Origin of the sequence: Clostridium sp. Ade.TY (assembly GCF_000498355.1) — a bacterium.
Classification (GTDB): Bacteria; Bacillota; Clostridia; order Clostridiales; family Clostridiaceae; genus Clostridium.
In genome coordinates, this window is the sequence record NZ_AVSV01000027.1 from 19,045 (window position 1) to 45,594 (window position 26,550).

Below are 26,550 nucleotides of genomic sequence, written 5' to 3' on the forward strand. Positions count from 1 at the left end.
TGACATTAAGAAGGAGCGATTATTATGTCAGTATGTGAAAATTTAGAGCCTAAAAAAGTATTTAAATTTTTTGAAGAATTAACTAAAATTCCTCATGGTTCATACAAGGAGCAACAAATAAGTGATTATTTAGTTGATTTTGCAAAAAAAAGAAATCTTGAAGTTATACAAGATGATGCTTTAAATGTAATTATAAGAAAACCTGGAAGCAAAGGTTATGAAAATAAAACACCTGTAATAATCCAAGGACATATGGATATGGTTTGTGAAAAGGGACCTAATAGCAAACATGATTTTGAAAAAGATCCTTTAGAATTAAAAATAGAAGGAGATTTTTTATATGCAAATGATACTACTTTAGGTGCTGATGATGGAATAGCAGTTGCATATACACTTGCTATATTAGATTCAGATGATATTTCACATCCTCCAATAGAAGCAGTATTTACTACAGCTGAAGAAGTTGGTATGGATGGTGCAGTGGCACTAGACACTAGTGTTTTAAAAGGAAAAATATTATTAAATATTGACTCAGAAGAAGAAGGAATATTTTTAACAGCTTGTGCTGGAGGAATAAATACTAAAGTTACTTTTGAAGATAAGTTAGAAGAAGCTTACGGAAAGTGCATTAAATTAGAAGTTAATGGATTACTTGGTGGTCACTCAGGGCTAGAAATAATTAAACAAAGAGCAAATGCTAATAAATTAATTGGAAGATTATTATTTGCATTAAGAGAAGAAGTTCCATTTAATTTAGTAAGTATAAATGGAGGATCAAAGCACAATGCTATTCCACGCCAATCAGAAGTTTTAATTACTTTAAGCAATGCAGAAGATATAGATAAAGTAAAAAAAATAGTAGAAAATATGACAAATGATTTTAAATCTGAATATAGAGTAGCGGATAAAGGATTAAATGTTGAAGTTAGTGATTGTAATGAAAATATAAATAAGCAATTTACTTTAGATACAACTTCTAATTTAATAGACTTTTTAGTTATGTCTCCAAATGGAGTTCAAAATATGAGTGAAGATATAAAGGGGTTAGTTCAAACTAGTTTAAATGTAGCAGTTATAGAAACTGTAAATGGTTCTATTTCTATAACTACTTCTATAAGAAGTTCACTTAAAAGTTTGAAATATGAAATATTCAATATTTTAACTGTAATGGCTAAAAGAACAGGAGCTTCAATGGAAAAACTTACTGAGTATCCAGAATGGGAATATGATCCAAGTTCAAAAGTAAGAGAACTTTGCGTAAAAGTGTATGAAGAAATGTTTAATAAAGAGCCAGAAATTTCAGCAATTCATGCAGGACTTGAGTGTGGATTATTTAAAGAAACTATGAAAAATACTGATATGATAAGTTTTGGACCTAATATATTTAATGCTCACACTCCTACAGAACATTTAAGCATATCATCAGCTGAAAGAATGTATAAATTTTTAGTTGAGCTTTTAAAAGAAATAAATTAAGTAAATTTTAAAAAGTATTAAGAGGACATTATTTTTTAAAATAATGACCTCTTAAAGCTTTTGACTTAAAGGAGAGGTAAACATATGGAAAGTGAAAGAAAAAAACTGTCACCTACAGCGTATGGTGGATGTAAAGGAGAAGATTATGTACCATTTGTACCTACATCTGATGTTATGCCAGAAACCACAGGGTATTCAATAATAGCAGGTATAATTATTGCTTGTGTATTTGCAGCAGCTAATGCTTACCTAGGATTAAAGGTTGGTATGACAATTGCATCTGCTATACCTGGAGCTATATTATCAGTAGGTATACTTAGAGGTGCATTTAAAAGAAATAATATATTAGAAGCAAATCTTGCTTGTTCTCTATCAGGAATGGGAGAAGCTGCCGCTGGATGTGCAGTATTTGTACTTCCTTCACTTATATTAGCAGGATTTAATGTTAGTCTAGTTACAATAATACTTATTATAGCTATAGGTGGTACTATGGGTATTTTCTTTATAACACCACTTAGAAGATACTTAATAGTTGAAGAACATGGTAATTTGATTTATCCAGAAGGTATGGCAGCGGCTGAAGTTTTAGTTACAGCTAGCCAAGGTGGTAATTCATTTAAAACAGTTTTAACAGGTATTGGTCTTGGAGGAATTTACAATCTTTTTTCAGATGGATTTAAATTATGGGGTAGTCAAACTACTTATACATTTAAAAGTTATCAAGGAACAATGATTGGTATGGATACTTTAGCACCAGTTTTAGGTGTAGGTTTTATTGTTGGAATAAGGGTTGGTCTATTAATGTTTGGAGGATCACTTGTTGCATGGTTTGCACTTATTCCGTTAATAAAGTTTTTTGGTAATGGACTTACTAGCGCTATATTTCCATCAACACATCTTATATCACAGATGTCAGCTATGGAAATATGGTCAAACTATATTAAATATATAGGTGCTGGTGCCGTTGCTATGGGAGGATTCATATCACTTGCAAAATCACTTCCTACTATTATGACTAGTTTTAAACAAGCTATCACAGGTGCTGTAAAAGAAGAAAAGCATGCTGATAAAGTTACTAAAAGAACAGATAAAGAAACTCCAATAGTATGGCTTATAGGAGCTGCATTACTAGGTTTCTTTGCTACATGGCTTTTACCTATGTTTAAAGCAGGAATAATTGGTGGATTACTAGCTATATTATTTGCATTCTTTTTTGCTGTAGTTTCAGCAAGAATGGTTGGTATAATTGGAGAATCTAATAACCCAGTTTCAGGTATGGCTATTGCATCACTATTATTTATTGCAATAATATTTAAATTGACAGGACTTTCTGGACAAGTTGGTATAGAAAAATCATTAATTGTAACTTCAATAGTTGCAGCTGCAATTGGTATTGCAGGAGCCGCATCACAAGGTTTAAAAACAACATTTGTTATAGGTGGTACTCCAAAAGAAAACCACATATGGATGTGGGTTGCTGTTATGTGTTCAGGTGTTATTGTTGCATGTACAATATTTATGTTAAATAAAGCATATGGATTAGGTTCAATAAATGCACCAGCACCACAAGCAACACTTATGAAAATGTTAGCTGATGGTATAATAACTGGACAAATACCATGGATATTAGTAATTATTGGAGCATTTATAGCAATATTCTGTGAAATGGCTGGAATTCCTATATTACCAGTTGCACTTGGAGTTTATCTTCCAATAACATTAAATGCAACAGTATTTTTTGGTGGACTTATAAGAGTACTAGTTGAAAAGAGATTTAATAAAGAAGAAGATAAAGATGCTAAGGGAGAAGCCGTTGAGAAAGGGGTTTTAACTGCATCAGGTCTTGTTGCAGGAGGAGCTATTATGGGAATAATAGTAGCTATGTTTACAACTTTTGGAATAAATATAGGCTTTGGTGCTAATATAATACCAAGTATAACACAAAGTAATTGGTTGCCTCTTGTTATGTTTTTAATACTAGCTTTCTGGTTTTATAATTCATCAGTAAAAGGTGGTAAAGATTTTAAGATAGCAAATGCAAATAAAAATAAGGAAAGAAAGTAATGATTAATAAATCAAAAAAGGATAATTCTCATAAAAAAGATGAATACAATTTTCTTTTATATGTCCCAGAAATAAAACATAATAATTGGAAGATTGTAGATAATAAAGTTGTAATTTATTTTAAAGTTAAAGATCCAGTAAAAAAGTTTGTTGGATGGCTTTATAAAACATCACCGGCATGTGATGTTACATTTGATGAACTTTGCACAAAAGCATGGCTACTTATAGATGGTGAAAAATCAATTTATGATATAGCAAAAATTATGGCTAAAGAATGCAATGAAAGTATAGATGATTCTATATATAGAGTTGTACCATATATGAGGTATATTGCGAAAAAAGGTTGGATAGATTTTAAAGAAGTTAAAAAAGTATAAATAGTTAAAGAGAGCAATTAAATTTTTAATTGCTCTTTTTTATAAGAAGATTATAAATAGCATTTAAGGGGAAAAGTATTCATAATTATAAATAATTAAGGATTTAAGGAGTTGGTATGAGAAAAGTAAAACTTTTAATAATTAGTTTATTTATATTAAGTATCTTGGGATGTTCCATAGGTGTATTTAATAATTCAAAAAGTAAAATATCAAAAGAAGAGGCAAAAAATATTGTGTATGAATATATAAAATTAAATAACAATATAAAAGAAGAAATATTTATTGATTATATTGATGATACCTTTATAAATGGTAAAAAGGCTTATGGATTTAATCCTAGAGCTATAATGTATATGCATACATCATCATTAGGCTTTTTTTATGTTACTGTTGATGGAACTCTTTATGAAATGGATATTTTAAATCCTAATCATTTTATAAAGATAAGGGAGTGAAAAGGTAAGATTGAAATAATAATAAAATATGGTATTATATATTTAAGAAAATTATTAATACGAAGGAGTAAATTATGAGAGCAGTTTATAGAAATCCAAAAGAATTAGCAACTTGTTTGAAAGATTTAGTAGATCAATATTTAGAAGATCTAATTACTTATGAAAAATTAACAGAAAAAGTATTAAGAATAGTAGAAGCAAATAAAAATGCTGTTTATAAAGATGGTCATATGCCATCAAAGTTAGCTAATTTTTTAGGCGATGATAGAAAAGGTATATTAGATAAAATAGTTAATAATGAACAAAATTAATATATTTATTTAAGAATTAAAGTAAATATTTCAAAAAACGGATATTTTAATGTATAATGTAATAGGTAATTTATTTTAAGTGAGTAATCTAACTTCTTTTATGGTTAGACATATGATAGTATTTATATGCACTTAATAAAAGTATATTTGGAAGAAGGTAGAAATGATGGAAACTATAAAAGTATTTAATAAAAAGATACATTGGGATGGTTTAAATTTAACTTGTGTAATGGAAAGATATTTAGATACTAATAATATAGCTTTAGAGGTATATGATGAGTATGGTGAATTTTATGAATGTGTTACATTAGATTATAAAGAAAGCTTACCAAAATCAAATAATGCTATTATAAATAATAGAAATGAATGTGAGGGAGTATTAAATGCTATAACTTCAGCAAATCTTGCTAAGGTTGTTGGTAGAATAGATGTGAATCTTTTAATGAGAGATTTAGTTGTAGTTAACAGTAGAGAATTTAAGGAAATCGATGAAGATTTATTTTTAGAGTTTGCTAAAAGTACATATAATGATTTAAGTTCATTTATATCTTCAAAGGAAAAAGAAGAAAATGAAGAAGAAATTGAACTTGTTGAAGTAACAGAGGAACTTTAATTAAAAGATTATAAAATTAGGTGTAAGTTTTAACTTACACCTAATTTTATATAAAACAAAAGATAAGTTTAGGAGGAGTATTTATGAAAATTTCTATATTATATGATTCTAAAAGTGGGCATACTAAAACAGTTGGAGAAAATATAAAGCTAGGTGCTGAAAAAGTAGAGGGGATTCAAGTAAAATGTATGAATATCAATAATATTGATATAGATTTTTTAAATGAAAGTAAAGGAATAATATTTGGTACACCAACTTATTTAGCAAATACAACTTCAAATTTAAAAAATTGGTTAGATAACTCACATCACATTAATTTTGAAGGCAAAATAGGAGCTATGTATGCAACGGCTGATTACATATGGGGTGGAGCAGACACTGCTATTTTAACGCTAATGAATCATTTAATAGTAAAGGGAATGCTTTTATATTCAGGAGGAGCTGCCCTTGGAAAACCTTTTATACATTTAGGGTATGTTAGTGTAAATGGAGTTAATGATAATGATATAGAAACACCTATGATATTTGGTGAAAGAATAGCTAAAAAAGTGAAAGAATTATTTTAATTTATAAAAGAAGGAGAATTTTAAATGAATGACACTATTAGTTTAAAAGACGCAGCAAAAGAACTTGGATTAAATATTAAAATAGTTACATCAGTAAGATCTTTTAATAATTATAATGCATTTTATAATATATTTGATGATTCAGAAGAGGCATGTAGACGTTTAGTAATATTAACAAAAGATAATAATATTGAAGAGGTATATGATGAAAATCCAAGTGAACCAGTTAAAGAAGGAATTAATGTAGATGATAATTTTTGGATAAGAGAATATAAACTAACTACTAATCCAAATAATATTGACATAAATAGTATAAATATTAATAAAAGTACCTTTAATGACATTAAGAATAGCATAAAATAATTTGACATTTTATAAAAATTTGTCTACAATTACATAGTCGAAAAATATAAAAATAAGTAAGATAGAGGTCGCAATAATAATTAGTACTTTGAATGAGATAAGCAGGATGATTTTTTAGGAAAGGTATTATTGCCGAAATGTATAATGGAAGCTTTAAAGTTATATGTTGGGTTTGTATAAAATATGTACAAAACTGTCACAAGTTTGTGGAGGGCTATCTTTGTGTTTTGGATTTTATTCAGGCTCAGAGATTAGACTACTTCTCTGAGCTTTTTTATTTTACTATATTAGATACACTTTAAGGAGGAGCAGATGGAAGAGAGAAACTTAAAAAAAGAGATTAGCCTTTTTATGGCCACGATGCTTGTATGTGGAAATATGATAGGTTCTGGAGTATTTATGCTTCCAGCAACACTTGCACAACTTTCAGGACCACTTGCTACAATAATTGCATGGATAGTAACATCAGCAGGGTCAATACTTATTGCAATGTCATTTGCTAATTTAGGATCAAAGTATCCTTCAACTGGTGGAGCTTATCAGTACACTAAGATAGCTTTTGGAGAATTTACAGGGTTTTTAAGTGCGTGGTTATATTGGAATGGCTCATGGATAGGAAATGCTGCTATAATAGTTGCACTTTCAAGTTATAGTGCTGCAGTTATACCTGCATTAAGAAATCCTTTAATTTCTATAATATATACTAGCGGAATTTTATGGTTTTTTACAATTATAAATATAATCGGAGTAAAAAAGGCCGGAAAGCTTCAAACTATTGCAACAGTATTTAAAATTGCATTTTTTGCTATATTTATAATAGTTGCATTAATTAATTTTGATACTGCAAATATAATACCTTTACTTCCAGAAGGAAAAGGATTTTCAACAATATCACTTGCAGCTACATCAACTCTTTGGGCTTTTGTAGGACTTGAAAGTGCAACTGTTACAGCAGGAGAAATTAAAAATCCAGAAAAGAATGTAAAAAAGAGTACTATTTATGGAATGATAATAGCATCTGTAATATATATGTTAATTAGTATAGCAAGTATGGGGGCAATGCCAAACTCAGAACTTGCAAATAGTCAAGCACCTCTTACTGATATATTAACTAAAATATTAGGTAGTTCAATAGGTAAGCCAATTACAATTGCAGTTGTAATATGTATATTAGGTACAACTATAGGATGGCTTTTATCAACTGCTCGTGTAGCTTTTGCAGCTGGTGAAGATGGTGTTTTTCCTAAATTTTTTGGAAAACTTCATCCAAAGTATGGAACACCTGCAAATGCTTTAATAGTTGGATCAATTTTAGTAAATATACTTTTAATAATGAATTATCAAAAAAGTATGGTATCAGCATTTACATTTATAACAATACTTGCAACACTTTCCTTTTTACCTATTTACCTTTTAACAGCGGCTGCTGAAATAATGCTTATGTTTAAAGGGGCAAAAGAATTTAATTTTGGAATATTTATAAAGAAAGCTATAATTCCATTATTAGCATTTATATATTCAATATGGACAATATATGGTTCAGGTGCAGAAACTGTAATGTGGGGATTTATATTAATGCTTATAGGAGTTCCTTTTTATATATATAACTATCACAAAAATAAAGTTGAAATTAAATAATAAAAAGACAGTCTTTACTTTTAAAGACTGTCTTTTTTGTTTAGAAAAATTATAATTATATATAAATAATATTAAATAATGAAAAATATAACGTATATATTAATAACTTAATAAAAATAATGTCTAAATTATATACATAATAGAAAAATATATAAAAATGTATAAATTTTATGTTTTATATTTAAAAAATAATTAAAGATGATATAATGAAAAGGTAATTATGAATAAATATAAACAAATGTTTCTGAATGGTGAACATTTTATTAAAGGGGGTTATTATTTATATGAAGAAAGGGAAAATAAAAAAGGAATCTTTTATTGAAAAGATTGGTAAGAAGATTCCGGATCCAGTAATTATTTTTATGTCATTATATGCAATAGTAATAATTGCAACAATTTTTATGGGTGGTATTAAATTTGAAACATTAGGAGCTGATGGAAATACTATAGCTTATGAAGTAAAAAATATGTTTCAAGCTGAAAATGTAAGATGGATATTCAATAATGCACTTTTAAATAACTGGCTAGCTTATGGTGGTGGAGTTTTAGGAACTATACTTATAGTTATGCTTGGGGTTGGTATTGCAGAAGAATCAGGACTTTTAACAACTTTAATTAAAAAAATAGGTTTAAAAGTATCAGATAAGTTTTTACCGATAGTTTTAGTTTTCTTAGGAATTATGAGTAGTATAGCAACAGATGCAGGATACATAATACTTATACCACTTGCTGGATTGCTATATGTAGGATTAAAGAAAAATCCTTTAATAGGTATGGCAGCTGCTTTTGCAGGGGTATCAGCAGGATTTAGTGCAAATCTAATTCCAGCGACTCCAATTGATGTTATTGTTGGAAATAATGCAAAAATATTTGCAGAAGGACAAGGTGTACCTTTTGTATCACAAGCTGGACAAGCACTTAATCCAGCAACGATGCACTATATATTTATAGTTGCATCAACTGTATTACTTTCAATTGTAGGATTTATAATAACTGCTAAATTTGTAAAACCAAGACTTGAAAAAGAAAGTTATATTGTTCCAGAAGATATGCATTTAGATGACTTTACTGTTAAAAAGGAAGAGAATAAAGCATTAAAATATGCAGGAATAGGGTTATTAATAGGATTAGTAATAGTAGCAATACTTTATTTTGGACCACTTAAGGCTTATGTTGGTGAAGATGGAAAAACAATTAATCCATTTATGGATAATGTAATATTAATGATAACATTTTTATTCTTTATGCCAGGATTATTTTTTGGTAGAAAAATGGGCAAATTTAATAATGCTATGGATATAGTAAAAGCTATGTCTAAACAAATGAGTGGTATGGGTTATATTTTAGTATTAACATTCTTCTCATATAACTTTTTAGCATTGCTTAGTTATTCAAATATTGGAACTTATATAACATATTTGGGTGCTACATTCTTACAAGGTTTAGGAATAGATAAATATCCAATAATGCTTTTAATTGGATTTATAATAATAACAGCAATAATTAATTTATTTGTTGGTGGATTGACTTCTAAGTGGATGTTACTTGGACCTATATTTATTCCTATGTTATATCAAGTAAATCCAGATTTAACTCCAGATTTCGTATCAGCAGCGTATAGATTAGCTGATTCATCTACAAATGTAATTTCTCCGCTTATGTCATATGCTGGAATAATACTTGTATTTATGAAGAAGTATAAGCCAGAATATACTTTAGGAGACATGATAAGATTAATGTTCCCATATTCTGTTGGATTCTTAATATGCTGGACTATATTACTTATTGGATTCTTTGTTTTAGGAATACCTTTAGGTGTATAAATAGAAAAATCCTTGGTTTAAAAACCAAGGATTTTATATTTTAAGTAATAAAATATAAAAATATACAATATAAATATTATGAAATATTATATATTGTAAGGAGAATCATTATGGAAGATGTTTTAATAAGTCTTTGCATGATATGTAAAGATGATAAAAATTTTATTAGAGAATCAATTGAAAGTATTAAAGATGTTGTAGATGAAATAATAATTGCAAATATAGATAATAAAAAAGATGTAAAATATATAGCAGAATATTATGGTGGAATAATTATAAATGAAAAATTTGAAGGTGATTATTCTAAAATAAGAAATGAAATGATAAAAAGATCTAAAGGTAAATGGATATTAATTTTAGATAGTGATGAAGTTATTGACAATGAAAATAAAGAAAAAATATTTGAATATATAAATGAAAATAAAAGGGATAAAGGTATATATGTTAGAGTGAAATCTATTATAGATAATAAAATTAGGGGGATTGATAATTTTATAAGGCTTTTTAGAAATGATAAAAATATAAAATTTAGTGGAAAAATACAAGAAAGTGTTACTGAAAGTATAATTGAGTTTTATGGGGAAAATAGTTTATCTTTTAGTGACATAGAAATATGTAGTTATGGTAATGATGTTAAATATGTTGATATAGAAAGAAAAAATAATAGAGTTATAGATATATTAAATAGTTATAAAGATTATGAAAAAGACTTTATTTATTTTTATAATTTAGCGAATGAATATGGTAAAAATTTAAAATTTAAAGAAGCTTTGGAAAATTATAATAAGTCACTTAAATTAATAAATAAGGCTGAAAGTGAATATATTTATATAAGGTTAATTGCAAATAAAATAAAAGCTCTTTATCAGTTAAATAGATATGATGAAGCAGAAAATGAAATAGAAAATTTTGTGAAAGATTATAATGATTTTAGAGATGTTTATTTTATAAATTGTTTAATTAAAATACAAAAATATAAATTTAATTTAGCAAAAGAATATTTAGATAAATATATAAGTATACCTTTAAATATAAAATATCCATCAAGTGAATTCGAAGAAGTTATAAATATATATGAACTTAGAAATAAGCTTAATAGTATAGATTTAATTTTAGAAAATTAATAAAAAAGATTGAGAATTAATTTTTCTCAATCTTTTTTTTATATAATTTTCTTTTTATATAATTTTTATTTTTTACTATATAATATTGTCTAGTTATTGTTGAAACAAATATTACTCCAAGTGCTAATGCACCAGCACTTGATAATGTATTTAATCCTAATTCGATAGAGTGAATAATATTCCCAGTTACAGCTTCATACATTGTGTAATACATTCCTGAACCAGGAACTAAAGGTATTAATGCACAGGCAACTAATGTTGTAACAGGTGTTTTAAGTTTTCTAGCTAGTATTTCAGAGTAAATGCTAAACGCAACAGCTGATAAGAAAAATGATGTTGTTTGTGAAAAGTTAACTTGCAAGCATAAACTATAAACAAACCAACTTATTCCGCCACCTATACCAGCAAAAATTAAATTTCTTCCATGTATATTAAATATTACTGCAAATCCGATAGTAGCAATAAAAGAACAAATTGTTTGAATAAATATAGTCATATCTTTAAATACCTCCTAATACTTTAAGCCAGAAACTTATAACACCACCTGTGCCTACAGCAATTGCAATAGCAACTAAAAATGCTTCACTAGCTTTTATTATTCCACCTAAATAATCACCTGCTATTGTATCTCTTATTGCATTTGTAATAGCAAGACCAGGAACTAATATCATTATTGCCCCAATTATAGTTTCATCAATATTATCTATAAAGCCAAAATTTAAAAACAATATTGCAAAAGCAGCAGATACACCTGCACAAATAGTATTTATAAAGAAATCGTTAAGAGACATTTTGGTAAATATCATAGAAAGATATTTAATAAAACCACCTATAAAAAAGGACGCAACTAAATCTTTCAAATTTCCTCCAAACAGTATTGAAAAAAAACCTGCTGCTATACCAGAAAAGAATAAGGTTGATACTAGAGAATATCTTTCAGTATTATCTATATCTTTTAACTCTGCTTCAACTTTATTAAGAGATGGTTTAGTTCTTGCAATTCTTCTTGATAAATCATTAATTCTTTCTATTTTATGTAAATCTACACCTCTTATTGTTACTCTCTTTACAATAGAGTAAGTTTGATCATTATAGCAAATAGAAACCATTATCCCTGTAGGAGTAACAAAACTATTAGCTTCATCAATATCATAAGATTCACAAATTCTACAAATAGTTTCTTCAACTCTATATATTTCAGCACCACTTTGAAGCATTACAATACCTGCATATGTAGATAGATGAAGCAATTTATTTACGTCCAACATAATCACTCCTTATACAAAAAAGTATAATTAAATTATATCATAAATATATATTATAAATATAATATATATGATTAATAATATATTATGTTTATGACATAAATTTATAAAAGTATTAAAAAATATGTTGAAAAATTTAAATAACAACCGTATAATCTAATAAAAATAAATAAAAAATTGGGGTGCTATAATGAATTTTGAAAAAATAAAAAAAGAAGACATTGATATTTATGAATTAATAGAAAAAGAGGTAGAGAGACAAGAAGATGGAATAGAACTTATTGCATCAGAAAATTTTGCAAGTGAAGCAGTAATGGAAGCTATGGGATCATATCTTACAAACAAATATGCAGAAGGATATCCAGATAAGAGATATTATGGAGGATGTCATATAGTTGATAAGGTAGAAGATATAGCAAGAGATAGAGCAAAAAAATTATTTAATGCAGAACATGCAAATGTTCAACCACATTCAGGATCACAAGCTAACATGGCTGTATATTTTTCAATACTTAATCCAGGAGATACTGTATTAGGAATGGACTTAAGTCATGGAGGACATTTAACTCATGGTTCACCTGTAAACTTTTCAGGTAGATTATTTAATTTTATATCTTATGGGGTAGATAAGGAAACAGAAGTAATTGATTATGAAAATGTAAGAAAAATAGCATTAGAACATAAGCCTAAACTTATTGTAGCTGGGGCTAGTGCTTATTCAAGAGAAATAGATTTTAAGAAATTTAAAGAAATTTGCGATGAAGTTGGTGCATACTTCATGGTTGATATGGCACATATAGCAGGGCTTGTAGCAGCTGGATTACATATGTCTCCTGTACCTTATGCTGATTTTGTAACATCAACTACACATAAGACTTTAAGAGGACCAAGGGGTGGGCTTATTCTTTGTAAAGAAAAGTTTGCTAAAGATCTTGATAAAAATATATTCCCAGGAATGCAAGGTGGACCTTTAATGCATATAATAGCAGCAAAGGCAGTATGTTTTAAAGAAGCATTAGATGATAGCTTTAAAGAATATATTGAGCAAGTAGTTAAGAATTGTAAGGTTTTAGCAGAAGAACTTGTTAAATATGGGTTTAAATTAGTATCAGGTGGAACAGATAATCATTTAATTTTAGTTGATTTAACTAATAAAGATATAACAGGTAAAGATGCAGAAAAGTTACTAGATTCAATAGGAATAACTTTAAATAAAAATACTGTTCCAAATGAAAAAAGAAGTCCATTTATAACATCAGGAGTTAGAATAGGAACTGCTGCTGTAACTACAAGAGGATATGGAGAAGATGATATGAAGGAAATAGCATCAATTATAAATGATGCTATAAATAATAGAGTATATAGTGATGAAGAGTTAATTAGTAGAGTTAGAAAATTAAGTTCTAAACATAGAATGTATATTTAAAAAAATAAGTGAGTAGTTTATTCTACTCGCTTATTTTTTTAGGAAACATTTATAATATAATATATTATAAAACAATTTAAATAAGGATTTTTATGGGGAAAAGAGATTTAAAAAGAATATTAAAAGAATGCGAATGTTTAGATTTTGATATGGATTCTAAAATAGTTTTTATTAGTGATGTTCATAGGGGGGACGCTGGTTTATCAGATTCTTTAATTGGAAATAAAAATATATATTTGGCAGCTATAAATTATTATTATAAAGAAGGATATACATTAGTTGAGGTAGGCGATGGAGATGAACTTTGGAAAAATAAAGATTGTAAAGATATAGCATATAACTATAAAGATGTTTTTAGTATATATAATAGATTTAATAGTGATAATAGACTTTATATGATATACGGCAATCATGATAAAATAAAAAGTAAAAAAGATTTTAAGGAACAACAAAGAAAAAAATTTAAAAGAATTGGTGAAAATTTTGGAGAGGATTTTATTAATCTTATAGCAAAAATAAAGTTTTATGAAGGGTTAGTTATAAATTTTAAACCTTATAATAAAAAAGGTTTAGTAGTACATGGACATCAGTTAGATATTATGAATAATGAATTAGATTTTTTTACTAGATTTTTAGTAAGATATTTTTGGAGAGTAATGGAGAGCTTTTTTGGATTTAAAGCACCAAATAGTCCAGCAAGTAGTTATAAAAAGGGAAGTAAAATAGATAAAGATTTAAATGATTGGGCAAATGATAATAAAAAAATACTTATATGTGGACATACTCATAGAGTTAGGTTTCCAAAGGTTGGGGAAGGAATTTATTTTAATGATGGTTCATGTGTGCTTCCTCATAGCATAACCTCAATAGAAATAAATAAAGGACTTATAGCATTAGTTAAGTGGAGTATAGATATTGGTAAAGACAATAATCTTTATATAAAAAGAAGCTTTTTAGAGGGCCCTGAAATGTTAGAAAGTTATTTAAGTTTTGTTAATGAATAAAGTTTGTAATATAATTATTATTAAATATATTTATTAATAATTAGGGGGAAACTTATGAAATATATAGATTTGCATTGTGATACAGCATATAGAATGTTAAATGAAGATTTAAATCTTAAAGATAGTATATGTAAAGTTACTTTAGATAAATTAAAAAAAGGTGATGCACTTTCTCAAATATTTGCTTTCTTTATAGATTTAGGAGAAATAAAGAAAAGTCCTTTTGAAGAATTTAATAAAATGTATAATAATTTTATTGAAGAAGTTAATACAAACAAAGATGAAATAGAAGTTATAAAGGATATAAAAAGATTAAGTTATATAGAAAAAGATAAAAAAATAGGTGCAATTTTATCAATAGAAGAAGGTGAAGTTTTAGAAGGCAAGGTAAATAATGTTTCTAAAGTTTCAGAACTTGGAATTAAAATAATAACATTAACTTGGAATTATGAAAATACTATTGGATATCCAAATTATAATTTTATATTTAAAGATAAGGGACTTAAAGAGAAGGGAATAGAAATTGTAAGTGAAATGGAAAAGTTTAATATGATTCCAGATGCATCACATTTATCTGATGGAGGATTTTATGATCTTTTAAGAATTTGTAAAAAACCATTTATAGCAACTCACTCTAATGCAAGAGAAGTTAAAAATCATCCTAGAAATTTAACTGATGATATGATTAAAAAATTATCAGAAAAAGGGGGAGTTATGGGATTAAATTTTTGTAGCGATTTTGTAGGAAAAAGTGAAATAACTAAAGTTAAGGATATAGTAAGACATGCTAAACATATAAAAAATGTTGGGGGAATAGATGTACTTTCTTTAGGTAGTGATTTTGATGGTATAGAAAATGAAGTTGAAATTAAAGATACGAGCGAAATGAATAAGCTTTATTATGCACTTAAAAAAGAAAAATTTACTGATGATGATATAGAAAAGGTATTTTATAAAAATATAATAAGAGTACTAGAATAATGTAGTAAGGAGTAATTAGATGAAGTTATTAGGAAAAGTTGCTATAGTAACAGGAGCTTCAAGAGGAATTGGAAGAGATATAGCAGTAGAACTTGCAAAAAATGGAGCTAATGTTGTTGTAAATTATTCAAAGGATGAAATTGGTGCTGAAGAAACTTTAAAGGAAATAAAAGATAATGGTAATTTTGCAATAAAAGTTAAGGCGGATGTTGGAGATTATGATGATTCAGAAAGATTAGTTGATGAAGCTGTTAAAACTTTTGGAAGATTAGATATTATAATAAATAATGCAGGAAGAAGTACAGTTGGTTTATTTATGGATTCAACTAAAGATGATATAGATGGTCTTATTAGAACTAATCTTTTAGGAACTATGTATATGGCAAAACATGGAATTAAATATATGCTTAGTAATGGAGGATGTATAGTAAATATTTCATCTATGTGGGGAGAAGTTGGTGCTTCTTGTGAGGTTGTTTATTCTACATCAAAAGGTGGAATGAATTTATTTACTAAATCTTTGGCGAAAGAAATGGCTCCATCTAATATAAGAGTTAATTGTGTTGCACCGGGTGTTATAAATACAAAGATGAATTCATTTTTAACAGATGAAGATAAAGAAGATTTAGAAAATGAAATTCCTATGGGGAGATTTGGAGAAGGTAGTGAAATTGCAAAATGTGTTTTATTTTTATGCTCTGAAGATTCATCATATATAACAGGACAGGTAATTAGAATAGATGGAGGAATGATTTAAAAAAATCATTCCTCCATTTCATTTATTTCAGCCTTTTTTAAAGTAAATTCAAATAAAACTCCAAGTTTAACATTTTTAATATTATATTTTGAATTATGAAGATCTAGTATGTTTTTTACAATAGCAAGACCAAGTCCAGTACTATTCTCTCTTCTATTTCTAGATTTATCACCTCTAAAGAATTTATCAAACAAGTTTATGTTTTCTCCTTCAGGTATTTTAGACCCTGTATTTAATACTGAAATTTTAAAATAGTTTTCATTAAAATCTTCTATAGAAATATATATTGAATTATTTTTATGTGTATATTTTATAGCATTAGTAATAATGTTAGTTAAAACTTGCTCCATTTGGAAAATATCTGCTTTAACATATGAGTAATCTGTTTTTGGAGAAAATTCTATAGATAATCCTTTTTCAATGCAGTCATATTTTAGGGTTTTTACAACTTTATTAATAAGTCTATTTATATTAAACACTTCAAAATTAGGGGTTATAACACCAGATTCAAGTTTTGAAAGTTCTAACATATTAGCAACTAATTTCCCCATTTTTTGAGATTCATCTATTATTGTTTCAAGATAAAGTCTTAAATCATCGCCTTTAACAATACCATCTTTAATTCCTTCTGCATAACCTTCTATTATGCCTATAGGTGTTTTCAATTCATGGCTAACATTAGCAATAAAGTCTTTTCTCATAATATCTAATTGTCTTTCTTTTTCAATATCTTTTTCAAGCTTTTCATTTTGTGTTTTTAAGTCATTTAAAGATTTTTGTAAGTTTTCTGATAAGAAATTTAAGGTTTTTCCTAAATTTCCAATTTCATCATCACTTATATTAGTACATTTTTCAGAAAAATCCATATTAGATAATTTTGTAGCTATATGATTAATTTTTTTTAATGGATTAGTGACTAATTTAGCAAATATCAATGAAATAATTAATGAAATAAATATTATTCCAATAAATACGTAAATGTAAAATTCACTTATAACATTACCTGCCTCTATTATAGGCTGAATTGATGATACTGCAAGTACTATAGAGTCATGGTTATAATTTAAAGACATTGATGTTGCAACGCCTATATTTTTAATTTGACTATCATTAGCTGAAAATACAGTAGATATTGGTTTGTTGCTTGCTAAAAGTTTAAATAAAATTTCTTTATTATTTATTAATGTAGAACAAAAATCACTAAGTAATTTTATATCATCTTTATCATTTTCAAGATTATTAGAAATATATCTTAAACTTCCATCAAGAGAGAATATTGCTATTTTTGCATTATTTGTATTTTCAAAACTTTTTAAGGCTGTATAAAGTCCTGGTAAATTATTTAGTTTAAAAGAATTTTCTTTAGAAAAATCTTCAATTTCATAAGTTAAATCTTTAATTTTTTTCTGTTCATAAAAATCTTCAAATATAAAGGTTTGAAAAATTAAAGTTAATGCCATAAAAGAAACTAAAAATAAAGCTGTTATTAGAAATAATTTTTTTGATAAAGTTTCTTTCATTATTTTGCCTCAAATTTATAGCCGCTACCACGAACAGTCACAATATAATTTGATTTATCTAAAAGTTTTTCTCGAAGTCTTTTAATATTTGTATCTACAGTACGTATATCACCGTAATAATCTATTCCCCATACGTTATCTAGTATTGTATCTCGAGATAAAGCAATTCCTTCATTTGATATTAAATATAATAAAAGCTCATATTCTTTTGGTGATAGTGATATTTCAGTTTCATTAACTTTAACTTCATGAGAAAGTTTATTTATAATAAGTCCATTGAAATCTTGAGAACTTGAATCTATATCTGTTCTAGTTCGTTTTAATAATGCTTTACTTTTAGCAACTAATACTTTTGGACTAAAGGGTTTTGTCATATAATCATCAGCACCAACTTCATAACCTTGTAATTTATCATCTTCTTCACTTTTAGCAGTAAGTAATATAACCGGAACAGATGACACAGAACGTATTTTCTTTAAAAAAGTTATTCCGTCCATTTTTGGCATCATTATATCTAAAATTATTAAGTCAATTTTTTCTTTAGAAAATATATCAATACCTTTTTCACCATCTTCTGCTTCATATACATTAAAATCTTCATTTATAAAATAATCTCTAATTAAAAATCTAATTCTTATTTCGTCTTCCACAATGAGTATGGACTTTTTCATAATATTAATACCTCCATTTTATTTGACTTAATTACATTATATACAAATATAAAAATATTTGAAGGGTTTAGGTATGTTTATGTTGTATTATTTATAAAAACATATTATATTAAAGGTTGTAATTAAATTACAAATAGGAGATGGATATGATTAAATTAAATTTTGATATAAAGAAAAAAACATTAGAAAATGGATTAAGAGTAATAACAGTAAAAAAAGATACTAAAATAGCTTCAATAAATGTTGGAATAAATATTGGAGCAATGTATGAAGAAATGGATGAGAAGGGGATAAGTCACTTTATAGAACATATGCTTTTTAAAGGGACAAGTTCTAGGTCAAATGAAGAATTAAATGAAGAGCTAGAATATTTAGGTGGTGAATATAATGCATATACTGATTATGCATCTACAGTATACACTATAAGTTGTTTAGAAGATGAAATTAAAAATGCAACTGTTTTACTTGGAGATATGATTATAAATTCAAATTTTCCAGAAGGTGAAATAGAAAAAGAGAGAAGTGTAATACTTGCTGAAATAAGAACAAGTAAAGACGATATAGAAGATTTAAGTTTTAAGAAGGCAAGTGAAGTAGCTTTTGATAAAAGTTATTTGAAATTTGATGTTATAGGTTTTGAAAAAAATGTAAATAGATTTAATAGAGAAGATTTATATAAATACTATAAAGAAAATTATAGACCTAATAACACTGTTATTGTAATGGTATCTTCTTTTGAACATGATGAAGCGTTAAGAATAATAAGTGAATCTTTTTCTAATTGGCAAAGAAAAGAGACTAGGAAAAAAGAATTAATGTCAGAAAAAAATAAAAAAATAGAAGTTATTAGCTATAAAAACGAAATTGAACAAAGTACTATAGTTTATTTATATACTTTTGATAATCTTAAAAAGAGTGATGAACTTCCTCTTAGAATTTTAAACCATAGACTTGGAGAGAGTGCTAATTCATTACTTTTTAGAGAAGTTAGAGAAAATAGAGGATTAGCTTATGATATATTTACACATTTAGATATAAATAAAGATTATAAGACATTATATATATACACATCAGTTGGAGATGAGGATGTAGAAGAAGCAAAGGAAGCAATTGATAGTGTTATAGAATCTATATTGAATAATGAAATAAAATTTACAGATAGAGATTTAAATATTATGAAAAAAGTTCATAAGACAGCAGTTATAGGTACTCTTGAAGATTCATCAGATCTTTGTAATTATATATTACATCAAGAACTTGAAGATGAAAATTTATTAGAATTTGTTGATGATATGGGTAGAATTAATACTATAGAAAAGGATGAAATTTATGAAGTTTCTAAAAAAGTATTAAAAGACCCAACAATTCATATATTAAGAAGAGAGAAGTAAGGTGGAATTTTGAGTAAAATAACAAAAATAGAACAATGTAAAAGAAATAAGGAAAGAGTAAATATTTATATAGATGAAGAATTTGCCTTTGCAATATATATGGAACTTGTATATAGATTTGGACTTAAAGTAAATGATGAAGTAGATAGAGAGAAACTTATAGAAATTGCAGAAATTGAAAATTTATCTAAATGTAAAGATAGTGCATTAAAAACTATAGAGAGAAGCTATAAAACTGAAAAAGAAATTAGAGATAAATTATTAAGTAAAGAATTTGATGAAACTACTGTTGAAAAAACAATAAGTTTTTTAAAGGAATATGCTTTTATAGATGATTTAAAGTTTACTAAAATGTATGTTAAAGATAGAATAAGAAATCAAGGTAGAAATAAAATTAAATATGCATTAACACAAAAGGGAGTTAATAAATATTTAATAGATGAAGTATTTGAAAGCTTAAATAAAGATGAAGAGGAAGAAAGAGCATTTCTAATATGTGAAAAAAAATATTTATCAATATGTAAAAGAGAGGATGATGATTTTAAAATAAAAAATAAACTTATAAGATATATGTTGGGCAGAGGATATGAATATGATATGGCACGAAATATAGTGTCTAAAATTTATTTAGAATATAAGGGAGATTAATATGAAGTTAACTCTACCTGAAATAATTATTTTTATTATAATTATTACTGTTACATTAAAAAGTATAAAAGATTCTTTCCTAAATAGAAGTCTTTATTACGTTAAGGATTCCATAATAGGAAGTGTATCGAGCATTTTAAGCTTTTTTATAATGTTTTCTTTTTATAATTATTTTTATGAAAAAATAAGTGTATTTTTATTTAATGTTTATAATGGAGAGCGATTTTTAGTATTATTTAAATTAATAAGCTTTATAATAATATTTTGGACTATAAAATGTATTATATATTTTATACTAAGTTTTGTAGATAAAATATTTTTTAGCTTTGAAATTGGTGGAGAATCAAGTTCACAAAAAGTATTACTTGTAACTTTAAGTTCTTTTCTTGGTGTTTTAAGAGGCTTTTTAATAGTTGTATGCATTTTTATAGCAATGATATTCTATAATGGTTTAGTTGATAAAAAATTTGAAATAAATTTTTTCGAAAATTTAAATGTTTATAACAAAATATCAGCAGTTATAGATAATAAAACTGTAAATAAAATAAAAAATGGATTATTTGAAGATGATTCATTAAATACAATTGTATATTATAATGGTGTAACTTTAAAAGAAGGGGTAGCTTCTAATGAAGTTATAGATAATAAAGCTAAAGAATTAACAAGAGGATTAAAGACAGATAGAGAAAAAGCAAAAGAGATTTACAAATGGGTTGGAAGCAATATACAGTATGATTATAAAAAAGCTGAAAACATAGAAAATAGTATTTCTAAAAATAGTGGAGCTATTGCAGCTTTTGATGAAAGAAAAGGGATATGTTTTGATTATGCATGTCTTTTTGCTGCAATGTGTAAAGCAAATGATATAAAAGTTAGAATAATAATTGGTGAGGCTTATAATGGATATGAATATATAAGTCATGCATGGAATCAAGTATATTTAAAAAATGAAGGTAAATGGATTAACGTAGATCCGACATTTTATAGTGCTGGAGACTATTTTGATAATAAGGATTTTTATAAAGATCATAAAGAAAAAAATATTGCTGGAGAATTGTAAAGTTAGAAAGAGCTTTTATACTCTTTCTAACTTTTTTTATGTTTAGAAAGAATTAAATCAATTGCTTTTTCACAATCTTTATCTTTATTATCTAAAGACCAAGACATATTAAAATATATTAAAGCTTTATTATTTTCATTTTTCATTGCATAACAATATCCAAGATTAAAAAAATATTTACTATCCCTTTGGAAAGTTATTGCTTTTTTAAGCATAGCTATAGCATTATCATAATTTTTTAATTTTATAAAACATACTCCAGAGTTATAGTAAGAACATGCTTCATTTTCATTATACTCAACAGCTTTTTGATAAAACTTAATAGCTTTTTCATAATCTTTTGTGTTATATAATCTATTAGCTTCACTAAAATAATTCATAAATACCTCCTTAAAATTTAATAAGGTTTTAAAATTTCTTTTTTAAAATAAATAAGAAATTTATTAAACATTTACAGTATGTACATAGTTTTAATATTATATACTGAACTTACCAAAAATATACTTAAATTTTAATAAAGATTTAACTTAACCTTAATTTTTTGATAAATAATAATATAATAATATAATTATTATTGCTTTGATAATTAGTTAATATATAATACATATATAAGTGTTTTATTTAAAATGGATAAGTAGGTGTAATTTAATGAATAATTATAAAATGGGGTTGGATGTAGGATCAACTACTGTAAAAATCGTAGTTTTAAACACTAACAATGAAATAGTCTTTTCGGAATATAGAAGACATTTTTCAGATATAAAAAATACAATAATTCAATTAATAAATGAATGTTATGAAAAAATTGGAGATAGACAAATTACTGTAACTATAACTGGATCAGGCGGTTTATCATTATCAGAATGGCTTGGAGTAAACTTTGTACAAGAAGTTATAGCTTGTACGGAAACTATAGAAAAAGTTATAAAAGAAACAGATGTTGCAATAGAACTTGGTGGAGAAGATGCAAAAATAACTTACCTAAAAGATGGAATAGAGCAAAGAATGAATGGGACTTGTGCCGGTGGAACTGGAGCTTTTATAGATCAAATGGCAGCTCTTTTAAATACTGATGCAAAGGGATTAAATGAACTTGCAAAAGGACATACAATTATATATCCAATTGCATCAAGATGTGGAGTTTTTGCTAAAACAGATGTACAGCCATTAATAAATGAAGGTGCAAAAAAAGAAGATATAGCTGCATCAGTACTTCAAGCTGTTGTAAATCAAACAATTGGTGGACTTGCATGTGGTAAACCTATAAAAGGTAATGTGGCATTTTTGGGAGGGCCACTTTATTTCTTATCAGAGCTTAGAAAAAGATTTATAGAAACATTAGACTTAAAAGATGATGAGATTATATTTCCAGAAAATTCACAGCTATTTGTGGCTATGGGAGCAGCACTTTTATCTGAGGATCAAGAAACTAGATCATTTAGTGAATTAGTTAATAAGACTAAAGATATTAGTGATGCAAAAGACGATAATATAGAAAGATTACCGGCATTATTTAAAAATAAAGAAGAGTTTTATAAGTTTAAAGAAAGACATGATAAAGCTAAAGCTAAAAGAGGAAGTTTAGAAAATGCTAAAGGAAATGTATTCTTAGGTATAGATGCTGGTTCAACAACTACAAAAGTGGTATTAATAAATGAAAATAGTGAGATAATATATTCATTTTATGGAAGCAATGAAGGTAATCCATTAAAAACTATTGTTGATATAATGAATGATTTATACAGTAAATTACCAGAAGATGCTAAAATAGTAAAAAGTACTGTTACAGGATATGGAGAAGCTTTAATAAAATCTGCACTTCACATGGATCTTGGAGAAATAGAGACAATAGCTCATTATAAGGCTGCTGAATATTTCCTTCCAGGAGTAGACTTTATACTTGATATAGGCGGGCAAGATATGAAATGCTTAAGAATAAAGGGTGGAGTAATAGATAGTATATTACTTAATGAAGCTTGTTCATCAGGTTGTGGTTCATTTATAGAGACATTTGGTAAATCATTAGGTATGGAAGTTAAGGATTTTGCTAAAGAAGCATTGTTTTCTACTTCTCCAGTAGATCTTGGATCAAGATGTACTGTATTTATGAATTCAAGAGTTAAGCAATCACAAAAAGAAGGTGCAAGTGTTGGTGACATATCAGCAGGGCTTTCATATTCAGTAATAAAAAATGCATTATATAAAGTTATAAAAATTAGAGATGAAAAAGAGATGGGCGAAAAGATAATAGTCCAAGGAGGAACTTTCTATAATGATGCAGTTTTAAGAAGTTTTGAAAAAATATCAGGTAGAGAGGTTATAAGACCAGATATAGCAGGACTTATGGGAGCTTTCGGAGCAGCTCTTATCTCTAAGGAAAGATATATACAAGGAGAAGAGTCTAGTTTACTTAAAAAAGAAGAAATAAAAGGATTTAATATGACATCTGAATTTAGAAGATGTGGTTTATGTGGAAATAATTGTTTGTTAACTGAAAATACATTTTCTACTGATGAGAAATTTATATCAGGTAATAGATGTGAAAGACCACTTGGAATTCATATAAAGAAAGATGAAGTACCAAATCTTTATAAATATAAATTTAAAAGAACATTTGGATATAAACCATTAAAAAAAGAAGAAGCAAAAAGAGGAACTATAGGAATACCAAGAGTTTTAAATATGTATGAAAACTATCCTTTATGGTTTACTTTATTTACAGAACTTGGATTTAGAGTTGTTGCATCACCAGTTTCTTCAAAGAAAATATATGAAAAGGGTATAGATACAATACCTTCAGAATCAGCTTGTTATCCAGCAAAGCTTGTACATGGACATATAATGAGTTTAATAGAATCAGGAGTAGATACAATATTTTATCCATGTATACCATATGAGAAAAAAGAATTTAATGATTCAACTAATCATTATAACTGTCCTATGGTAACATCATATCCTGAAGTAATAAAAAATAATATGGATATATTAGAAGAAAAAAATATAAAATATATAGCACCATTTTTCTCATTAGATGATGAAAAAGTCTTAGCTAAAAGAATATTTGAAGAGTTTAAAAACTTTGGAATTACATTAGAAGAAGCTAAAGAAGCAGTAAAAAAAGCTTATATAGAAAGAGATAATTATAGAGCTGATATCAAAAATAAGGGAAGAGAAGTTGTTGAGTATCTTAAAAAGAATAATAAAAAAGGTATAGTACTTACAGGAAGACCATATCATATAGATCCAGAAATAAATCATGGAATACCAGATGTTATAACTTCATTTGGAATTGCAGTATTAACAGAAGATAGCATTTGTGATTTAGGAGAGCTTAATGCACCTCTAAGAGTAGTTGATCAATGGACTTATCATGGAAGGCTTTATAGAGCAGCAGCGTATGTTAGGGATTCAAAAGTTTTAGAGATGATTCAACTTAATTCATTTGGATGTGGTTTAGATGCAGTAACAACAGATCAAGTTAATGAAATTCTTCAAGAAAAAGGTAAAATATATACAGTATTAAAAATAGATGAAGGAAATAATTTGGGAGCTGCAAAAATAAGAATTAGATCTTTAAAAGCAGCTATTGAAGAAAGAGATAGAAATAATTATACGCCAATAATAGAGGATATAGAATATAAAAATCCTGTATTTACTAAAGATATGAAGAAGAAGCATACAATATTATGTCCACAAATGTCACCAATACATTTTGACATTTTACAAGAAGCTATAAGAGCTTCAGGATATAATCTTGAGATATTGCCATCAACAGATCCAGGTGCTGTTGAAGAAGGATTAAAATATGTAAATAACGATGCATGTTATCCATCAATAATTGTAATTGGACAAATAATTAAGGCATTAAAGTCAGGTAAATATGATTTAAATAATACATCTGTTATAATATCTCAAACAGGTGGAGGATGTAGAGCAACAAATTACATAGGATTTTTAAAATTAGCTATGAAAAATGCTGGATTTAACAATGTACCAATACTTTCTTTAAATGCAGTTGGACTTGAAAAACAACCAGGTTTTAAAATAACTATAAGACTTATAAGAAGGGCATTAATGGCACTTGTTTATGGTGATCTTTTCATGAGAGTTTTATATAGAACTAGACCGTATGAGAAAGTTAAAGGTTCAGCAAATGAACTTCATGAAAAGTGGAGAGAAATTGCTAAAGAAAATGTTAGAAATGGAAGCAAGAGAGAATTTAATAAAAATGTTAGAAATATAATAAAAGAGTTTGATGAATTAGAATTATTAGATATTAAAAAACCTAAAGTTGGTGTTGTTGGAGAAATATTAGTAAAATATCATCCGACAGCTAATAATGATATAGTTAGTCTTTTAGAAAGTGAAGGAGTAGAAGCTGTTGTACCTGATCTTTTAGATTTCTTCTTCTATTCAGCTTATGATAGTGAGTTTAAAGCAGATTATTTAGCATTTAGTAAATTATCAAAAAATATATCTAATTTAGCTATGAAATATATGAATAGTTATAGAAAAGAAATGAATAAGGCATTAGAAGAAAGTAATAGATTTGAAGCACCTAAAAATATAAGAGACCTTGGTAAGATGGCATCACAAATACTTTCACTTGGAAATCAAACAGGAGAAGGTTGGTTTTTAACAGCTGAAATGATAGAACTTATAAAAAGTGGAGCTGATAATATAGTATGTATGCAACCATTTGCTTGTCTTCCAAATCATGTAACTGGAAAAGGTATGATGAAAGCACTTAAAAAGAGATATAAAAATGCTAATATAGTTGCTGTAGATTATGATCCAGGTGCATCAGTTGTAAATCAGGTAAATAGAATAAAATTAATGATTTCAGTTGCATTTAAAAAGATGAATGAAGATAATACTACAAAATAAATTAAACATTTGACAAAAGTCAAATATTACTATAACATATATATACGAAAATCATATATTAAAGGCTTAGAAAAAGAGGAGTAAATTTATTAAGCATCAAAGAGAAAAGGGATTAGGTGAGAGCCCTTTA

At 26.7% G+C, this 26,550-nt stretch carries 24 protein-coding genes, 1 riboswitch and 1 other annotated feature (1 of these 26 only partly in view); of the genes, 19 read left to right on the plus strand and 5 right to left on the minus strand.

Going from position 1 to position 26,550, the window contains the following annotated elements; all coding sequences use genetic code 11:
- The first annotated feature begins 24 nt into the window (after positions 1-24).
- From O212_RS0109780 to O212_RS0109830, 11 genes are all read left to right on the plus strand, one after another.
- A complete protein-coding gene (locus O212_RS0109780) occupies positions 25-1,476 on the plus strand; it encodes an aminoacyl-histidine dipeptidase (protein ID WP_024614930.1) in 1,452 nt (483 codons plus the stop codon).
- Positions 1,477-1,560: 84 nt separating this feature from the next.
- The gene (locus O212_RS0109785) at positions 1,561-3,540 is read left to right on the plus strand and encodes an oligopeptide transporter, OPT family (RefSeq protein WP_024614931.1); all 1,980 of its coding nucleotides are present in this window, start codon (positions 1,561-1,563) and stop codon (positions 3,538-3,540) included.
- Positions 3,540-3,917: a hypothetical protein gene (locus tag O212_RS0109790; protein ID WP_024614932.1), complete on the plus strand. Its 378-nt coding sequence runs from the start codon at positions 3,540-3,542 to the stop codon at positions 3,915-3,917. Before O212_RS0109785 ends, O212_RS0109790 begins: the two co-directional genes overlap by 1 nt.
- A 116-nt stretch (positions 3,918-4,033) precedes the next feature.
- A complete protein-coding gene (locus O212_RS0109795) occupies positions 4,034-4,372 on the plus strand; it encodes a hypothetical protein (protein WP_024614933.1) in 339 nt (112 codons plus the stop codon).
- A gap of 74 nt (positions 4,373-4,446) precedes the next feature.
- Positions 4,447-4,683: a TIGR04540 family protein gene (locus tag O212_RS0109800; RefSeq protein WP_024614934.1), complete on the plus strand. Its 237-nt coding sequence runs from the start codon at positions 4,447-4,449 to the stop codon at positions 4,681-4,683.
- 163 nt (positions 4,684-4,846) lie between these two features.
- Positions 4,847-5,296, plus strand: coding sequence for a hypothetical protein (locus O212_RS0109805; RefSeq protein ID WP_242829570.1), 450 nt, complete (start codon positions 4,847-4,849; stop codon positions 5,294-5,296).
- An 83-nt stretch (positions 5,297-5,379) separates the two neighbouring features.
- Positions 5,380-5,862 carry an NAD(P)H-dependent oxidoreductase gene (locus O212_RS0109810; protein ID WP_024614936.1) on the plus strand — a complete coding sequence of 161 codons (483 nt, stop codon included), beginning with the start codon at positions 5,380-5,382 and terminating at the stop codon, positions 5,860-5,862.
- A gap of 24 nt (positions 5,863-5,886) precedes the next feature.
- A complete protein-coding gene (locus O212_RS0109815; RefSeq protein ID WP_024614937.1) occupies positions 5,887-6,225 on the plus strand; it encodes a hypothetical protein in 339 nt (112 codons plus the stop codon).
- A 54-nt stretch (positions 6,226-6,279) separates the two neighbouring features.
- A riboswitch (Lysine riboswitch) is annotated at positions 6,280-6,450 on the plus strand.
- A gap of 87 nt (positions 6,451-6,537) precedes the next feature.
- Positions 6,538-7,863 (plus strand): amino acid permease, encoded by a 1,326-nt coding sequence (locus O212_RS0109820; protein WP_024614938.1) that lies wholly within the window; start codon positions 6,538-6,540, stop codon positions 7,861-7,863.
- Between the two features lie 284 nt (positions 7,864-8,147).
- On the plus strand, positions 8,148-9,686 hold the full coding sequence (locus O212_RS0109825) for an AbgT family transporter (RefSeq protein WP_024614939.1): 1,539 nt from the start codon (positions 8,148-8,150) through the stop codon (positions 9,684-9,686).
- Between the two features lie 110 nt (positions 9,687-9,796).
- Positions 9,797-10,810, plus strand: a complete 1,014-nt coding sequence (locus O212_RS0109830; protein WP_024614940.1) for a glycosyltransferase — start codon at positions 9,797-9,799, stop codon at positions 10,808-10,810.
- 16 nt (positions 10,811-10,826) lie between these two features.
- Here the strand turns inward: O212_RS0109830 and O212_RS0109835 are convergent, their stop codons facing one another.
- Positions 10,827-11,306: a threonine/serine exporter family protein gene (locus O212_RS0109835; protein ID WP_029699298.1), complete on the minus strand. Its 480-nt coding sequence runs from the start codon at positions 11,304-11,306 to the stop codon at positions 10,827-10,829.
- A gap of 4 nt (positions 11,307-11,310) precedes the next feature.
- Entirely contained in the window at positions 11,311-12,075 is a 765-nt protein-coding gene (locus O212_RS0109840; RefSeq protein WP_024614942.1) for a threonine/serine exporter family protein, read from the minus strand.
- A gap of 190 nt (positions 12,076-12,265) precedes the next feature.
- Between O212_RS0109840 and glyA the strand changes: the two genes are divergently transcribed.
- From glyA to O212_RS0109860, 4 genes are all read left to right on the plus strand, one after another.
- Positions 12,266-13,501 carry a serine hydroxymethyltransferase gene (gene glyA / locus O212_RS0109845; protein WP_024614943.1) on the plus strand — a complete coding sequence of 412 codons (1,236 nt, stop codon included), beginning with the start codon at positions 12,266-12,268 and terminating at the stop codon, positions 13,499-13,501.
- A gap of 92 nt (positions 13,502-13,593) precedes the next feature.
- Positions 13,594-14,505, plus strand: a complete 912-nt coding sequence (locus O212_RS0109850) for a metallophosphoesterase (protein WP_024614944.1) — start codon at positions 13,594-13,596, stop codon at positions 14,503-14,505.
- 54 nt (positions 14,506-14,559) lie between these two features.
- Positions 14,560-15,486, plus strand: coding sequence for a membrane dipeptidase (locus O212_RS0109855; protein ID WP_024614945.1), 927 nt, complete (start codon positions 14,560-14,562; stop codon positions 15,484-15,486).
- A 19-nt stretch (positions 15,487-15,505) separates the two neighbouring features.
- On the plus strand, positions 15,506-16,243 hold the full coding sequence (locus tag O212_RS0109860; protein ID WP_024614946.1) for an SDR family oxidoreductase: 738 nt from the start codon (positions 15,506-15,508) through the stop codon (positions 16,241-16,243).
- A 5-nt stretch (positions 16,244-16,248) separates the two neighbouring features.
- On the opposite strand, the gene O212_RS0109865 is transcribed toward O212_RS0109860, so the two are convergent.
- Both O212_RS0109865 and O212_RS0109870 read right to left on the minus strand, forming a co-directional pair.
- Positions 16,249-17,763, minus strand: coding sequence for a HAMP domain-containing sensor histidine kinase (locus O212_RS0109865; RefSeq protein WP_024614947.1), 1,515 nt, complete (start codon positions 17,761-17,763; stop codon positions 16,249-16,251).
- Positions 17,763-18,434: a response regulator transcription factor gene (locus O212_RS0109870; protein WP_024614948.1), complete on the minus strand. Its 672-nt coding sequence runs from the start codon at positions 18,432-18,434 to the stop codon at positions 17,763-17,765. Before O212_RS0109870 ends, O212_RS0109865 begins: the two co-directional genes overlap by 1 nt.
- 146 nt (positions 18,435-18,580) lie before the next feature.
- Here O212_RS0109870 and O212_RS0109875 point away from each other — a divergent pair, with 146 nt between their 5' ends.
- The 3 genes from O212_RS0109875 to O212_RS0109885 are packed head-to-tail and all read left to right on the plus strand — an operon-like array spanning position 18,581 to position 21,533.
- A complete protein-coding gene (locus O212_RS0109875) occupies positions 18,581-19,825 on the plus strand; it encodes a pitrilysin family protein (RefSeq protein ID WP_024614949.1) in 1,245 nt (414 codons plus the stop codon).
- A gap of 9 nt (positions 19,826-19,834) precedes the next feature.
- Positions 19,835-20,473: a recombination regulator RecX gene (recX, locus tag O212_RS0109880; protein WP_024614950.1), complete on the plus strand. Its 639-nt coding sequence runs from the start codon at positions 19,835-19,837 to the stop codon at positions 20,471-20,473.
- Position 20,474: 1 nt separating this feature from the next.
- Positions 20,475-21,533 carry a transglutaminase domain-containing protein gene (locus tag O212_RS0109885; RefSeq protein WP_024614951.1) on the plus strand — a complete coding sequence of 353 codons (1,059 nt, stop codon included), beginning with the start codon at positions 20,475-20,477 and terminating at the stop codon, positions 21,531-21,533.
- Between the two features lie 26 nt (positions 21,534-21,559).
- Here O212_RS0109885 and O212_RS0109890 read toward each other — a convergent pair whose 3' ends face one another.
- Positions 21,560-21,913 carry a tetratricopeptide repeat protein gene (locus O212_RS0109890; RefSeq protein ID WP_024614952.1) on the minus strand — a complete coding sequence of 118 codons (354 nt, stop codon included), beginning with the start codon at positions 21,911-21,913 and terminating at the stop codon, positions 21,560-21,562.
- 268 nt (positions 21,914-22,181) lie between these two features.
- Here O212_RS0109890 and O212_RS0109895 point away from each other — a divergent pair, with 268 nt between their 5' ends.
- Positions 22,182-26,420: a 2-hydroxyacyl-CoA dehydratase gene (locus tag O212_RS0109895; RefSeq protein ID WP_024614953.1), complete on the plus strand. Its 4,239-nt coding sequence runs from the start codon at positions 22,182-22,184 to the stop codon at positions 26,418-26,420.
- Between the two features lie 58 nt (positions 26,421-26,478).
- Positions 26,479-26,550, plus strand: a binding site (T-box leader); it runs 153 nt beyond the window's last position.

Coding starts and splice junctions, on each gene's coding strand:
- O212_RS0109780 (WP_024614930.1), top strand. CDS start 25: ATGTCAGTATGTGAAAATTTAGAGCCTAAAAAAGTATTTAAATTTTTT.
- O212_RS0109785 (WP_024614931.1), top strand. CDS start 1,561: ATGGAAAGTGAAAGAAAAAAACTGTCACCTACAGCGTATGGTGGATGT.
- O212_RS0109790 (WP_024614932.1), top strand. CDS start 3,540: ATGATTAATAAATCAAAAAAGGATAATTCTCATAAAAAAGATGAATAC.
- O212_RS0109795 (WP_024614933.1), top strand. CDS start 4,034: ATGAGAAAAGTAAAACTTTTAATAATTAGTTTATTTATATTAAGTATC.
- O212_RS0109800 (WP_024614934.1), top strand. CDS start 4,447: ATGAGAGCAGTTTATAGAAATCCAAAAGAATTAGCAACTTGTTTGAAA.
- O212_RS0109805 (WP_242829570.1), top strand. CDS start 4,847: ATGATGGAAACTATAAAAGTATTTAATAAAAAGATACATTGGGATGGT.
- O212_RS0109810 (WP_024614936.1), top strand. CDS start 5,380: ATGAAAATTTCTATATTATATGATTCTAAAAGTGGGCATACTAAAACA.
- O212_RS0109815 (WP_024614937.1), top strand. CDS start 5,887: ATGAATGACACTATTAGTTTAAAAGACGCAGCAAAAGAACTTGGATTA.
- O212_RS0109820 (WP_024614938.1), top strand. CDS start 6,538: ATGGAAGAGAGAAACTTAAAAAAAGAGATTAGCCTTTTTATGGCCACG.
- O212_RS0109825 (WP_024614939.1), top strand. CDS start 8,148: ATGAAGAAAGGGAAAATAAAAAAGGAATCTTTTATTGAAAAGATTGGT.
- O212_RS0109830 (WP_024614940.1), top strand. CDS start 9,797: ATGGAAGATGTTTTAATAAGTCTTTGCATGATATGTAAAGATGATAAA.
- O212_RS0109835 (WP_029699298.1), bottom strand. CDS start 11,306: ATGACTATATTTATTCAAACAATTTGTTCTTTTATTGCTACTATCGGA.
- glyA (WP_024614943.1), top strand. CDS start 12,266: ATGAATTTTGAAAAAATAAAAAAAGAAGACATTGATATTTATGAATTA.
- O212_RS0109850 (WP_024614944.1), top strand. CDS start 13,594: ATGGGGAAAAGAGATTTAAAAAGAATATTAAAAGAATGCGAATGTTTA.
- O212_RS0109855 (WP_024614945.1), top strand. CDS start 14,560: ATGAAATATATAGATTTGCATTGTGATACAGCATATAGAATGTTAAAT.
- O212_RS0109860 (WP_024614946.1), top strand. CDS start 15,506: ATGAAGTTATTAGGAAAAGTTGCTATAGTAACAGGAGCTTCAAGAGGA.
- O212_RS0109865 (WP_024614947.1), bottom strand. CDS start 17,763: ATGAAAGAAACTTTATCAAAAAAATTATTTCTAATAACAGCTTTATTT.
- O212_RS0109870 (WP_024614948.1), bottom strand. CDS start 18,434: ATGAAAAAGTCCATACTCATTGTGGAAGACGAAATAAGAATTAGATTT.
- O212_RS0109875 (WP_024614949.1), top strand. CDS start 18,581: ATGATTAAATTAAATTTTGATATAAAGAAAAAAACATTAGAAAATGGA.
- O212_RS0109885 (WP_024614951.1), top strand. CDS start 20,475: ATGAAGTTAACTCTACCTGAAATAATTATTTTTATTATAATTATTACT.
- O212_RS0109890 (WP_024614952.1), bottom strand. CDS start 21,913: ATGAATTATTTTAGTGAAGCTAATAGATTATATAACACAAAAGATTAT.
- O212_RS0109895 (WP_024614953.1), top strand. CDS start 22,182: ATGAATAATTATAAAATGGGGTTGGATGTAGGATCAACTACTGTAAAA.